This is a genomic window from Streptomyces profundus (assembly GCF_020740535.1).
GTDB classification, from domain to species: Bacteria; Actinomycetota; Actinomycetes; order Streptomycetales; family Streptomycetaceae; genus Streptomyces; species Streptomyces profundus.
This window is the reverse complement of sequence record NZ_CP082362.1, coordinates 2,226,022-2,238,254: the sequence shown is the minus strand read 5'-3', so window position 1 is coordinate 2,238,254 and position 12,233 is coordinate 2,226,022. Positions and strand designations below refer to the sequence as shown.

The following is a 12,233-nucleotide window of genomic DNA, read 5'->3' as shown; positions in this document are numbered from 1 at the left end:
GATGAGCGCCTGTTGACGGCCATCGACCGTTTGTAGGGCGAGGCTGATCAAAACGGGCGAAGGCCCCTCCTCGGACGCACCGAGGAGGGGCCATCACCATGCACCATGTTTGTCATGTTTATCGTGTTTCTCATGTTTGTCAGAACTGCGCGTAGCCGTCGAGGAAGCGGCCGATCCGGCCCACCGCGTCCGCCAGCTCGTCAACCGGGGGCAGTGTGACCACCCGGAAGTGGTCGGGCTCGGGCCAGTTGAAGCCCGTGCCGTGCACGATCATGATCTTCTCGGCCCGCAACAGGTCGAGGACCATCTGCCGGTCGTCCTTGATCTTGTAGACCTTGGGGTCGAGCCGGGGGAAGGCGTAGAGCGCCCCCTTGGGCTTGACGCAGGTGACGCCGGGGATATCGGTCAGCAGGCGGTGCGCCACGTCCCGCTGCTCCTTGATCCGCCCGCCGGGCAACACCAGCTGCTCGATCGACTGCCGGCCGAAGAGCGCCGCCGCCACCGCGTGCTGCGCCGGCATGTTGGCGCAGAGGCGCATGTTGGCCAGGATGGTCAGGCCCTCCATATAGCTGCCCGCGTTCTCCTTGGGACCGCAGACCGCGAGCCAGCCGGAGCGGAATCCGGCCACCCGGTAGTTCTTGGAGAGGCCGTTGAAGGTGAGGGTCAGCAGATCGGGCGCGACCTCGGCGGTGGAGGTGTGGGTGGCGCCGTCATAGAGGATGCGGTCGTAGATCTCGTCCGAGCAGACCACCAGCCGGTGCCGCCTGGCCAGCTCGGTGAGCTGCCGCAGCATCTCCTCGTCGTACACCGCGCCCGTCGGGTTGTTGGGGTTGATCACCACCAGCGCCCTGGTGCGGTCGGTGATCTTCCGCTCGATGTCGGCGATGTCCGGCATCCAGTCCGACTGCTCGTCACAGCGGTAGTGCACGGCCGTGCCGCCGGCCAGCGCCACCGAGGCCGTCCACAGCGGATAGTCGGGCGCCGGCACCAGGACCTCGTCCCCGTCGTCCAGCAGCGCCTGCATCGCCATCTGGATCAGCTCGGAGACGCCGTTCCCCAGGTAGATGTCCTCGACCGAGAGCTGTATCCCCTTGGTCTGGTAGTGCTGCATGACCGCGCGCCTGGCGGAGAGCAGCCCCTTGGCGTCGCCGTAGCCGTGGGCCTCGCCGACGTTGCGGAGCACGTCCTCCAGGATCTCGGGCGGGCAGTCGAAACCGAAGGCGGCCGGGTTGCCGGTGTTGAGCTTGAGGATGCGGTGTCCTGCTGCCTCAAGCCGCTGTGCCTCCTCAAGAACCGGGCCCCGGATCTCGTAGCAGACATTTGCGAGCTTGCTTGACTGGATCACCTGCATCATGCTCGCCACCTTACGACCGTGTTACGAGGACCGCCCTGTGTTTTCGCCCACCAGAGGGGGGCCGGGCCCGGGCGGCCGGTCGTGATCCGGCCGGGTCAGTCGTGGACCGGCCCGGGGCGCTCGGGCTGCGCCACCACGCCGCCGGTCAGGGTCCTGACCACCCGCTCAAGCGCGAGATGCCGGGGCAGGCCCTCGGCGTTCGCCTCCCAGCCGGCCGACAGCATGTACCAGAGCGCCCGGATGAACCAGTCGGCGTCGAACTCGGCCGCGAAATAGCCCTCCCGCTGGCCACGGACGAACAACATGGCCATCGGGACGTGCGCGCGCTCCCACTGGTCGTCATCCCAGGCGCCGTCGGTGTGCTGGGGCTCGTTGAAGAGGAAGTCGACCAACCGCCCGTGCTCGAACAGGGCGGCGACCAGGCGGCGGAAGGCGTCGGGCACCTCGCTCTGGTCCAGGTCGAGATCCCTGACGGCGCGCTCGATGATCTCGGCGCACTGCGCGTACAGGCCCTTGACCAGCGCGGACCGGTCCGGGAAGTAGCGGTGCAGCGTGCTGCGGCCGACCTCGGCCGCCTTGGCGATCTCCGACATCGGGGCGGAGCGATCCCGGCTGAGCACCATCACCGCCGCGTCCAGGATGGCCCGGCGGGTGCGGGCGATCGTTCCCGAGTGCGTTCCCGAGGAGGAGACCGGTGCTGCCATGCCCCCATCGTAAGACCGGCGGTCGCCCGGGTCAGGGGCGCCGGTTCGGGAAGCCCGGGGCGACGGTTGGGCGGCGCGGCGAGGGCGGTGAGGCCGGCGGGGGCCGGCGGGGGGTCGGCGGGCGGTCGGCGGAAAAAGCTGGAACACCGCGTCCAGTTGTGGGACACTGTGTCCCATGATGAATCATCCCGTTCCGCTCCGCGAGCCGGAGCACCGCGTGGAGCGGCGCGCCGTGGCCCTCTGGGTGGCGCGCGCGCTGGCCTGGTCGCTTCCGGTGGCGGGCGTCCTGGGGCTGCTGCACGCGGTGTGGTCGTCGGCCCGGCCCTGGACGGGTCCGCTGCTGGTCGCCGCCGCCGTGCTGATCCCGGCCTACGTCCTCGTCATGCCGAACTGGCGCTATCGGGTGCATCGTTGGGAGAGCACGGAGGAGGCGGTCTTCGCCAGGGAGGGCTGGCTGGTCCAGCAGTGGCGGATAGCGCCGATATCCCGCATACAGACGGTGGACACGGTGCGCGGCCCCTTCGACCAACTGCTCGGCCTGACCACCCTGGTGGTCACCACGGCCTCGTCCAGCGGAGCCATCTCGATCCGGGGCCTGGCCCCCGACACGGCGAGCGCCGCCGCCGACCGGCTCACCGAGATCACCCGACGCACGCCAGGGGACGCCACATGACCGAGCCGAGCGACGTTCCCTGGCGGCGCCTCGACCCCAGGCTGATCTGGGCCGACGGGCTGCGGGTGGTGCTGTCCATGCTGCCCGGCGGCTTCGCCATCCTCTTCCTCGACGCCCGGGGCTCGATGACGATCATGCCGCTGGTCGGCCTGGCCGCCTGGGGCGTCTGGGGCGCGCTCGGGGATCTGGTGCGCTGGCTGACCACCCGTTACCGCGTCACCGAGAGCCATGTGGAGCGCAGATCCGGGGTGCTGGTCCGCAGCCACCGCTCGATCAGCCGGGAGCGGATCCGCACGGTGGACGCGGACGCGCGGCTGATCCACCGGCTGGCCGGCGTCCGTCGTCTCACCATCGGCGCCGGCCAGACGAGCACCACGACGGAGGCGGCGCTCACGCTGGACGCGGTCTCCAAGAAGGCCGCCCACCAGCTGCGCGCCGAGCTCACCGGCGTCCCGGCCGAGGAGCGGGAGGAGGCCCGTCCGCCGGCCATGGCCGAGTTCGACTGGCGCTGGATCATCCACAACCTCTTCGGCGTATGGGCCCTGTTGACCGCGGCCGGGCTGCTCTGGGGCGGCTTCTTCACGCTGGGGGCCTTCGGGGTGGACGTGGGCGGCTGGGTGAGTTCGCTCGCCGACTGGGACGCGCAGGGCCCGGTGCGCACGGCCCTGGTGGCCTGGGCCGCCGTGGTGCTGGTTGGCGCGGCCGGCATGGGCGGGGCCTTCCTCACGGGCCAGGCGCACTTCCGGCTCACCAGGGAGCCGGGCGAGCAGGGCGAGGTGCTGCGCACCTCCCGCGGTCTCTTCAGGACCAGGGAGGTGGTGCGGGACGAGTCGCGGGTGCGCGGCGTCAGCCTCTCCGAGCCGCTGCTGTGGCGCTGGCTCGGCACCACGGACACCAGCCTCATCACGACGGGGGTGTTCTGGTGGAGCGAGGGGGTGGCCATCCTGCCGCGCGGCCCGCGCCGGGTGGCCCGCCGGGTCGCGGCCGAGGTGCTGCGCGCCGATCCGCTGGCCCAGCCGTTGGTCCGCCATCCGGTGGCGGCGCTGCGGCGCCGGTTGACCTGGGCGCTGCTCACCACGGCGGGCTGTGTGTCGGCGGTGGCGCCGCTGGGGCAACGCGTCTGGCTGCCCGTCCTGTTGGTCCTCGGGCCGCTGTCCGTGGGTCTTGCCTGCGCCGGCTACCGCGCCCTGGGGCACAGCGTGCGCGGCGACTACCTGGTCTTTCGGTCCGGGGCCCTCAGCCGGGTCACGTCCGTGCTGCGGCACTCGGCGGTGAGCGGGGTGTCCATCCGCCAGTCGCCGCTGCAACGGCGCCTCGGCCTGGCCACGGTGCGGGTCTCCACGGCGGCGGGGGACGGGGTCTACCAGGCGGTCGATCTCGCCATGGCCGACGCCGTGCCGCTCGCCGCCGAAGCGCTGTCCCAGGTGAAGCCGTTTCGGCGGGGTGGTGGGGACATCGAGGCCCACATAGGGTCGCAACAGCTCGTCCCCTGACCCGTCGGAACCCGGGAGCAGCCCCATGGCCAGCCCGCTCGACCAGCTCGCCAACGAGACCCTGGACAGCCGATTCAAGGGGCTGCCGCCCGATGCGGCCGGCCGCACCGTGGGCGAGTTGGCGGCCGAGCGGCGGAACTTCCAGCGAGGCGGCTTCACCACCCCGCTGCTGACGGCCTCCGCCGAGGCGCTGGACCACAACCTCCGCACCCTGGCGGACTTCGCGGCGCGCCACGGCCTGGCCCTGGCGCCACACGGCAAGACATCCATGGCGCCCGCGCTCTTCCACCGCCAACTCGACCTCGGCGCCTGGGGGATCACGGTCGCCGTGCCCCATCAGGCGCGGGTGGCCAGGGCCTTCGGGGTGTCGAGGATCTTCCTGGCCAACGAGGTGGTGGACGGCGCGGCGCTGCGGTGGCTGGCGGCGGAGTCGGACGCCGACCCCGAGTTCCGCTGCGTGGTCTATGTCGACTCCGTCGCCGGGGTCGCGCTGATGGACGAGGCGCTCGGCGCCGCCGGCGCCCGTCGCCCGCTGGAGGTGGTCGTGGAGTGGGGCGCCCCCGGTGGCCGCACCGGCGTGCGGGATGTCGCCGAGGCGACGGCCGTGGCCGACGCGGTCGCCGGCGCGGGAACGCTGCGGCTGGTCGGGGTCGCCGGGTACGAGGGTGAGCTGCCCGGGGCCGACGCCGTGTCCGTGCGCCGGTGGCTCGGTCAGCTCGGCGCCCTGGCCGCCGAGTTCGACGCCGCCGGCAGGTTCGACGGCCTCACCGAGGTGCTGGTCAGCGCCGGCGGCAGCGCCTGGTTCGACGTGCTGGCCGAGGCGTTCGCCGAGCTGCCCGCGCTCTCCCTGCCCACGGTGCGCGTGCTGCGCGCCGGCGCCTATGTCAGCCATGACCACGGCCGCTACCGGGAGATCACGCCCTTCGCGCGGGTGCCGGCGGAGGGCGAGCTGCGCCCGGCCTTCCTGCTCTGGGCCCAGGTGGTGTCCCAGCCCGAGCCGGGCCTGGCGCTGCTCAACGCGGGGAAGCGCGACATCGCCTACGACCTGGGGCTCCCCGAGGTGGTCGAGGTCCGCTCGGCCGACGGCGGCCGGCGGCCCGGGGCCGGTCTCTCCGTGGTCAAGCTCGCTGACCAACACGCCTTCGTGCGCGCCGAGGAGGGGGTGGCGGCCCCGGGAGTGGGGGAGTGGCTGGCGCTGGGGATGTCGCACCCGTGCACCATCTTCGAGAAGTGGCCGCTGATTCCGGTGGTCACGGCCGACGGCACGGTCGTCGACTGCCTGCGCACCTTCTTCTGAGCCGGGGCCGCCCTGCCGCGCCGGTTGCCGACGGCGCCGGCCCGCACCGGCCCGCCGGTCAGGGCGGGGCGGGCCGGCGCGAGGTGGGGCGGCTGAGACGGCGTCTCAGGCGGCGAGCGTCACGGCAGGCCGTGGACGTGCGGGCCGACGGTGTTCGACCAGGAGTTGCCCGCGTGCGCGTCCCAGTTCACCGACCAGGTCATCGCGCCCCGGATCTCGGGGTAGGTCTGGTCCGGCACGAACGAGCCGCAGTTGGTGCCCCGCGCCAGGCAGTCCAGCGCGTCGTTGACCACCTGCGGGTCGACATACCCCGAGCCGGCCGCGTTCGGGGTCGCCGGCACGCCGAGGGACACCTGGGAGGCGGAGAGTCCGCTCTCCAGCTGGATACAGGCGAGCGCGGTGAGGAAGTCCACGGTGCCCGACGAGTACACCTGACCGTCGCAGCCCAGCATGGAGCCGCTGTTGTAGTACTGGGTCTGCACGGCGGTGAGGAAGTCGCTGGTGTTCAGCGCCAGTTGGAAGTACTCGCTGCCGGTGTTCTGCATGTCCAGCGTCTGCGGTGCCATGGTGTACACCAGATCGTCGCCGGCCGAGGCGTGGATGGCCTCCATGGCCTGCGTCAGATACTGGGCGTTGATGCCGTGTTCGAGGTCGATGTCGACCCCGTCGAAGCCGTACTCCGCCATCAGCCCGAGGGTGCTGTCGGCGAACGCGGCGGCCGAGGCGGCGTCGTTCACCGTGACGTTGCCCAACTCGCCGCCCACGGAGATGATCACGGCGACGCCGTCGGCCTGCTTGGCCGCGATGTCGTCCTTGAACTCCTGCTCCGAGGCGTACCCGAGCACCGGGTCGAGCTCGAAGTCGATCTCGCCCGGGGTGCTGGTGGAGGAGGCGAAGGAGACCGCGAGGATGTCGTACTCGGGGGAGACCTCACCGAGTTTGAGCACGGTGGAGCCGTTGTCGAAGTTGTGCCAGTAGCCGGTCAGGGTGTGGGCCGGCACGGCCGTTGGCGCGGGGTCGTCGTCAGCGGTCACGGCGCCGGCCGCGCCGATCAGCCCGGCGGCCAGCAGCCCGCCGGCGGCGGTGGCCACGCCGAGCCGCAGCGCGACACGCGACCGCCGGCCGGCGCGACGTTCCTGGGTGGGGCTGGGTCGATGCGAAGTGAACTCGTCCACGCTCGTCTCCGTAGCAAGGTGTGGGGGTGGGGGGCCGTCCGCACCTCTCTCCCCGCTGTCCCGGGTGGGGAACGGGCGGAAGGGCGCGGACAGTTGTGCTGTGGGGAAACGGTGGCCACCGTCGCACCAGCAGATTGGTCCAGACCAGCGGCGGTGTCAATGGTCCCGACAGAGTCCGGGGTTCTCTCCGGAGTTCGTCTCCCGCGCCGCTTCGAGGAGAGCGGAGTCCGATGACGGTGTTCTCCTGTCCGTGGGAGTCGATAAGCTGCCAGGCGGGCAGACACAGCTGAACAAGAGACGGGTCCTCAGCCCAGGGGGAGCGGCATGTCGATTGCGATCGCGGTCACCAGTACCGGCCTGGTGCTGCCGCCCACCGACCAACACACCCCGGGCGCCCATGTCCTGACCCCGCCCGACCAGCAGGGCTTCCCCGACGCGCTCGACGAGATCGGGCGTCTGATCAACCAGCACGGCTACCTGATAGTGGTCTATCCGACCGCCACGCCGCTCCCGTTCGTCCAACGGCTGCACGCGGTGAGGGCGATGTTGGAGACCGACCGGATGGCCCTGCTCCCCAGCGCGCTGCCGCCGCTGGGCACGGCCGTGCTGGTCCGTCAGCTGCGGCAGCTCTCCGTCTGCGACTTCAGCCCCGGCGTGCTGGGCGCCTCGACCCGCCTGCTGGCCCACTACATCTACGCCGGCGCGCTGCTGGCCTCCGGCGGCAAGCTGTCCCGGGTGCCCATCACCCTGCCCGCCTCCCAGGAGGGCGCCCGCCCCGCCGGCCGCTCCTGCGCGGTACTCGCCGGCCCCACACCCCAGTTGGTGCGCCCCGACGGCGGGGCCACGCTCACGGGCCCGCAGTTCTCCACCGCGCTCACCTACGCCGCCGGCGGTCTCGGCAGCGAGTGGGTCAGCGGCACGCTGGCCCGTCGCTGGCAGGTGCAGGCGCTGTATCCGGTGCCGCTCCCCGAGGAGTCGGGGTCCTGGTGGGCCACGGGCAAGCTGGTGGAGTTCGCCGCCGCCATCCCCGATGTCTCGCTGCTCTACCAGATGGTCAGCTCGATGCGGCAGGAGGCGTGCCACTGGTGCGGTCTGACCCTGATCGGGGATCGCTGCGCCTTCTGCGCCTCGCCGCTGGTGCCCCTGGAGCAGCGACCGCGCGCCATAACGCCAAGCCACCGCAAGGCGCTCGCCTCCGGCCCGGTCGGATGAGCGGCGGCGATCGTCCCATGCTCACCGAAGGGCCCACTGCGGCCCGTTCCACGCCCACCGCAGCCGGGGCTGCCGGAGAAGGTAGACACGTCCTATGAACGCACGTCAGCGGCGCGGCCTGCTCCTGCTGGTGCTCTCCCTCCTGCTGGCCCTCGGCGCCTTCGCCGGGGTGATAGCGGTGATCAACGACGTGGAGTCCAAGGTGGGCCCCGAGACGAGGGCCTACGAGCTCGCCGAGGACGTCGACCCCTACCAGGAGGTGACGGCCGACCAGGTCGTCGAGGTCAGCATGCCGGAGCGCTACGTCCCCGACTCCGCGATAACGGATCTCGACCAGCTGGCGGACAAGGTCGCCGTCGGCCCGCTGCGGGAGGGGTCGCTGCTCCAGCGCGACATGCTCGCCGACCGGCCCGAACTCCAGCCCGGCCAGCAGGAGATCGCGGTGATGATCGACGCCTCCACCGGGGTGGCCGGCAAGATCTACCCGGGCGCCAGCATCAACATGTACGCGGCCTTCCGGGTCCGCCAGCAGGGCGGGGAGGACGAGGACGAGTTCGAGATCGTGCGGCTGATGGTGAACAACGCCGAGGTCATCGAGGTCGGCGAGCTGACCGAGGTGGACGGCGAGGACCGCAGCACCATGCAGGCGGTGCCGATCACCTTCGCCCTGGACAACACCGACGCCCAACGCGTCACCTACGCCGAGGCGTTCGCCGAACAGGTGCGGCTGGCACTGGTGGCCCCCGGCGAGGAGACGGAAATTCCACCAGAGGAACGCACTTACACCATCATGGGTGACATCGTCGGCAACCCGCACGCCGGTCTCGACGAGTTGTTCCCGTAAGGAATGCAGGTGGCACCGATGACGACGCGCATTCTCCCCGTGGTGGGCGATCCGGACACCGCGCGCTCCCTGATAACGCTGCTGAGCCAGCTGCCCGACAGCGAGCCCATGCGCGCGGTGCCCGACTCCACCACCCTGTTGGACACGCTGGCCTCGCTGGTGCGGGAGTCCCTCACCGGGCTGCCGGAGGTGGTGGTGATCCACGAGGCGGTGGGGCCGCTGCCCGCGCTGGAGCTGGTCCGCGAGGTCGCCCTGCGCTTCCCGGCGGTCGGCGTGGTGCTGGCCTCCGCCGAGCCCACCCCCGCGCTCTACTCCGCGGCGATGGACGCCGGTGCCCGGGGGCTCGCCGGGCTGCCCCCGTCCTATGAGGAGATCGCCGCCAGGGTCGCGGCGGCGGGCCAGTGGGCCGAGGGCATGCGCCGCCACCTGGGGGCCGGGGAGGGCGTCCCGGCCGGCCCCGGCGGGCGGATCGTCGCCGTCTGCGGCGCCAAGGGCGGCGTCGGCGGCACCCTGCTCGCCACCCAACTCGCCCTGGCCGCCCAGCGCTCGGGCGCCTTCGAACGCGGCGCGGTGCTGGTCGACCTCGACCTGCTCTGCGGGGACGTCGGCTCCTTCTTCGACGTCCAGTTCCGCCGCTCGGTCGCCGACCTGGCCGGCATCGCCGACATCACCCCGCAGGTGCTCGCCGAGGCCGTGTTCACCCATGAGACCGGCCTCTCCATGCTGATCGCGCCCGCCGAGGGCGAGCGCGGCGAGGACGTCACCGACGCCACCGCCCGCCATCTGCTGACGGCGGTCCGCGCCCGGTTCGACGTCGTCGTGGTGGACTGCGGCTCCCAGATGAACGCCGCCAACGCCGCCGCCGTCGAGATGGCCGACACCGCCGTCCTGGTCACCACGCCGGACGTCATCGCGGTCCGGGCCGTCAACCGGATGGTGCGCATGTGGGACCGGCTGCGCATCCGCAAGGCGCAGGACACCCTCACGGTGATCAACCGACACTCCAGAACCAGCCATATCCAGCCCCAACTCGTCGCCAGGATCACCGGCACCCAGGTCGCCAAGAGCGTCATCCCGGCCGCCTTCAAGGAGCTGCGGGAGGCCCTCGACGCCGGCCGGGTGCAGGATCTGGACGCGCGCGGCCAGGTCCGTGGCGCCATGACGGAGGTGGCCGCCGAGCTCGGCCTGGCCGCGCCGCGCTCCGCCCCCGCTCGCTCGCGCCGCCGCAGGGGCCGGCGGGCATGAGCGGTGGGCGGTGGCCGGGCCGGGACCGGGGCGCGGTGGTGGTGGAGTTCGCCGGCCTCTTCCCGCTGGTCCTGCTGATGATGGCGGTCATCTGGCAGTGCGTCCTGATCGGCTACACCTTCTCGCTCGCCGGCAACGCCGCCGACGAGGGGGCGAGGGCCGGTGCGGCGGCGCGCGGCGATGCCGAGTCGGCCTGCTCGGGGGCCGCGCGGGAGCATGTGCCGGGCGCCTGGGAGACATCCGTCTCCTGCCCGCTGGTCGGCGAGGTCCGCACCGCGCGGGTCGAGTTGAAGGTGCCGGTGCTCTTCCCCGGCGCCTTCAACCTGCCGATGACCGTGACGGCCACCGCCGGCGCGGCCGAGGAGGGCTGAGCCGATGCCCCGTCAGCCCAGCCGTCGGCCCCGCGGCCGGTTTCCCGGCCGGTTTCGGGCGGCCGAGCGGCGCGATCGCGGCGTCACCGCCGTTGAGTTCGCCGGCTGGCTGCCGCTGCTGGTCGCGGTGGCGCTGGCCGCGCTTCAGCTGGGCCTGGTCGGGTATGCCGCCCTCCAGGCCGGTTCGGCCGCCAGGGCGGCGGCCCGCACGGCCGCTCAGGACGAGATAGCCGACCAGTACGCGGCCAGCGGGCGCGCGTCGCTCAGCTCCTGGGCGGCGGCCGGCGCCACCTTCGAACTCGACGGCTGCGGCGAGGAGGCCACGGTGACCGCCAGCGTGGAGATCCCCACGGTGCTGCCGTTCTTCAACGGCCTCGGCCGTGCCTCCAGAACGGTGACGATGCCCTGTGACTGAACGTGCGGTGCCGCGCCGCCCAGGCGCGGCGGCCAGCCCCCGACGCCGGGCACGTGCCGGCCGTTCGACGGATCCGATGGAGGTGCGATCCAGGTGAAGGACCGTTCGATGGGCCTGCGCTCCCGCGTGCACACCCCCGACCAGCCGGCGGGCCCCGGCCTGAGCGACGGCCGGCAGGTCGCCGTCTACCGGGCCAAGCTGCTGGAGGAGATCGACCTCGCCGAGATGTCCTCGCTCGACCTCGCCGAGCGCAGGGACCGGCTGGAGCGGGTGCTCGGCCATATCCTCAGCCGCGAGGGCCCCGTGTTCTCCACCCAGCAACGCGCCCTGCTGATCCGCCGGGTGGTGGACGAGGCGCTGGGCCTCGGCATCCTGGAGCCGCTGCTTGAGGACCCCTCGATCACCGAGATCATGGTCAACGGGCCCGACCAGATCTATGTGGAGCGCTCGGGCCGGGTGGAGCGGCTTCCGCTGGGCTTCGCCTCCGAGGAACAGCTGATGCAGACCATCGAGCGGATCGTCTCCGCCGTCAACCGGCGCGTGGACGAGTCCAACCCCATGGTGGACGCCCGGCTGCCCACCGGCGAGCGGGTCAACGTGATCATCCCGCCGCTGGCGCTCTCCGGCGCCACCCTCACCATCCGCCGCTTCCCCCGCGCCTACACCCTCGCCGAGCTGATCGGCTTCGGCACCCTGGACGAGCAACTCCTCACGCTGCTCGCCGGGTTGGTCCGGGCCAAGTGCAACGTGATCGTCTCGGGCGGCACGGGGTCGGGGAAGACGACGCTGCTCAACGCGCTCAGCGGGCTGATCCCCGAGGGCGAGCGCATCGTCACGGTCGAGGACGCGGCGGAGCTCCAGCTCCAGCAGAGCCATGTGATCCGCCTGGAGTCCAGGCCGCCCAACATCGAGGGGAAGGGCGAGGTCACCATCCGCGACCTGGTCCGCAACTCGCTCCGGATGCGGCCCGACCGGATCATCGTCGGCGAGGTGCGTGGCGGCGAGACCCTCGACATGCTCCAGGCCATGTCCACCGGGCACGACGGCTCGCTCGCCACCGTGCACTCCAACAGCGCCGAGGACGCGTTGCTGCGCCTCCAGACGCTCGCCTCCATGTCCGAACTCCGCGTCCCGTTCGAGGCGTTGCGGGACCAGATCAACAGCGCCGTCGACGTGCTGGTGCAGCTGGCGCGGCATCCGGACGGATCGCGGCGGGTGTCCGAGGTCGCGATCCTCGCCTCGCACGGCCGTCAGCCGTTCCAGATCGCCACCGTCAGCGCGTTCCACGCCGAGCCGATGACCCGGGACGGCCGGGTCAACGGCCACTTCCGGCACTACCCGCTGCCGCGGGCGGTGGCCAACCGGCTGTATCTGGCGGGCCAGCAGGTGCCGCCCGCCTTCGGGGTCCAACTCGACGACTCCCACCTCGCGTTGCGGGAGGCGAACTGAC

At 72.1% G+C, this 12,233-nt stretch carries 12 protein-coding genes; 9 read left to right on the top strand and 3 right to left on the bottom strand.

Features of this window, described 5'->3' with window-relative positions:
* Window positions 1-139: 139 nt before the first annotated feature.
* Together K4G22_RS09650 and K4G22_RS09645 are read right to left on the bottom strand one after the other, a co-directional pair.
* The gene (locus K4G22_RS09650) at window positions 140-1,351 is read right to left on the bottom strand and encodes a pyridoxal phosphate-dependent aminotransferase (protein WP_228084024.1); all 1,212 of its coding nucleotides are present in this window, start codon (window positions 1,349-1,351) and stop codon (window positions 140-142) included.
* Window positions 1,352-1,449: 98 nt separating this feature from the next.
* Window positions 1,450-2,058, bottom strand: a complete 609-nt coding sequence (locus tag K4G22_RS09645; protein ID WP_228079471.1) for a TetR/AcrR family transcriptional regulator — start codon at window positions 2,056-2,058, stop codon at window positions 1,450-1,452.
* A gap of 175 nt (window positions 2,059-2,233) precedes the next feature.
* Here K4G22_RS09645 and K4G22_RS09640 point away from each other — a divergent pair, with 175 nt between their 5' ends.
* The 3 genes from K4G22_RS09640 to K4G22_RS09630 are packed head-to-tail and all read left to right on the top strand — an operon-like array spanning window position 2,234 to window position 5,521.
* Window positions 2,234-2,731 (top strand): PH domain-containing protein, encoded by a 498-nt coding sequence (locus K4G22_RS09640; RefSeq protein WP_228079470.1) that lies wholly within the window; start codon window positions 2,234-2,236, stop codon window positions 2,729-2,731.
* On the top strand, window positions 2,728-4,224 hold the full coding sequence (locus K4G22_RS09635) for a PH domain-containing protein (protein ID WP_228079469.1): 1,497 nt from the start codon (window positions 2,728-2,730) through the stop codon (window positions 4,222-4,224). Before K4G22_RS09640 ends, K4G22_RS09635 begins: the two co-directional genes overlap by 4 nt.
* A gap of 25 nt (window positions 4,225-4,249) precedes the next feature.
* The gene (locus K4G22_RS09630) at window positions 4,250-5,521 is read left to right on the top strand and encodes an alanine racemase (RefSeq protein ID WP_228079468.1); all 1,272 of its coding nucleotides are present in this window, start codon (window positions 4,250-4,252) and stop codon (window positions 5,519-5,521) included.
* 119 nt (window positions 5,522-5,640) lie between these two features.
* Here K4G22_RS09630 and K4G22_RS09625 read toward each other — a convergent pair whose 3' ends face one another.
* Window positions 5,641-6,696, bottom strand: a complete 1,056-nt coding sequence (locus tag K4G22_RS09625) for a chitinase (RefSeq protein ID WP_228079467.1) — start codon at window positions 6,694-6,696, stop codon at window positions 5,641-5,643.
* Between the two features lie 324 nt (window positions 6,697-7,020).
* On the opposite strand from K4G22_RS09625, the gene K4G22_RS09620 reads away from it, so the two are divergent.
* The 6 genes from K4G22_RS09620 to K4G22_RS09595 all read left to right on the top strand — a co-directional run bounded on the left by K4G22_RS09620 (window position 7,021) and on the right by K4G22_RS09595 (window position 12,232).
* Window positions 7,021-7,908: a hypothetical protein gene (locus tag K4G22_RS09620; RefSeq protein ID WP_228079466.1), complete on the top strand. Its 888-nt coding sequence runs from the start codon at window positions 7,021-7,023 to the stop codon at window positions 7,906-7,908.
* A 94-nt stretch (window positions 7,909-8,002) separates the two neighbouring features.
* On the top strand, window positions 8,003-8,752 hold the full coding sequence (cpaB, locus tag K4G22_RS09615) for a Flp pilus assembly protein CpaB (RefSeq protein ID WP_228079465.1): 750 nt from the start codon (window positions 8,003-8,005) through the stop codon (window positions 8,750-8,752).
* An 18-nt stretch (window positions 8,753-8,770) separates the two neighbouring features.
* A complete protein-coding gene (locus K4G22_RS09610) occupies window positions 8,771-9,997 on the top strand; it encodes a CpaE/TadZ family protein (protein ID WP_228079464.1) in 1,227 nt (408 codons plus the stop codon).
* Complete coding sequence (locus K4G22_RS09605; protein WP_228079463.1) at window positions 9,994-10,368, top strand: TadE/TadG family type IV pilus assembly protein; 375 nt, start codon at window positions 9,994-9,996, stop codon at window positions 10,366-10,368. The genes K4G22_RS09610 and K4G22_RS09605 overlap by 4 nt, the downstream gene beginning before the upstream one ends.
* A gap of 4 nt (window positions 10,369-10,372) precedes the next feature.
* Window positions 10,373-10,783, top strand: coding sequence for a TadE/TadG family type IV pilus assembly protein (locus tag K4G22_RS09600; RefSeq protein WP_228079462.1), 411 nt, complete (start codon window positions 10,373-10,375; stop codon window positions 10,781-10,783).
* 108 nt (window positions 10,784-10,891) lie between these two features.
* On the top strand, window positions 10,892-12,232 hold the full coding sequence (locus K4G22_RS09595; protein WP_228084023.1) for a TadA family conjugal transfer-associated ATPase: 1,341 nt from the start codon (window positions 10,892-10,894) through the stop codon (window positions 12,230-12,232).
* Window position 12,233 lies beyond the last annotated feature (1 nt).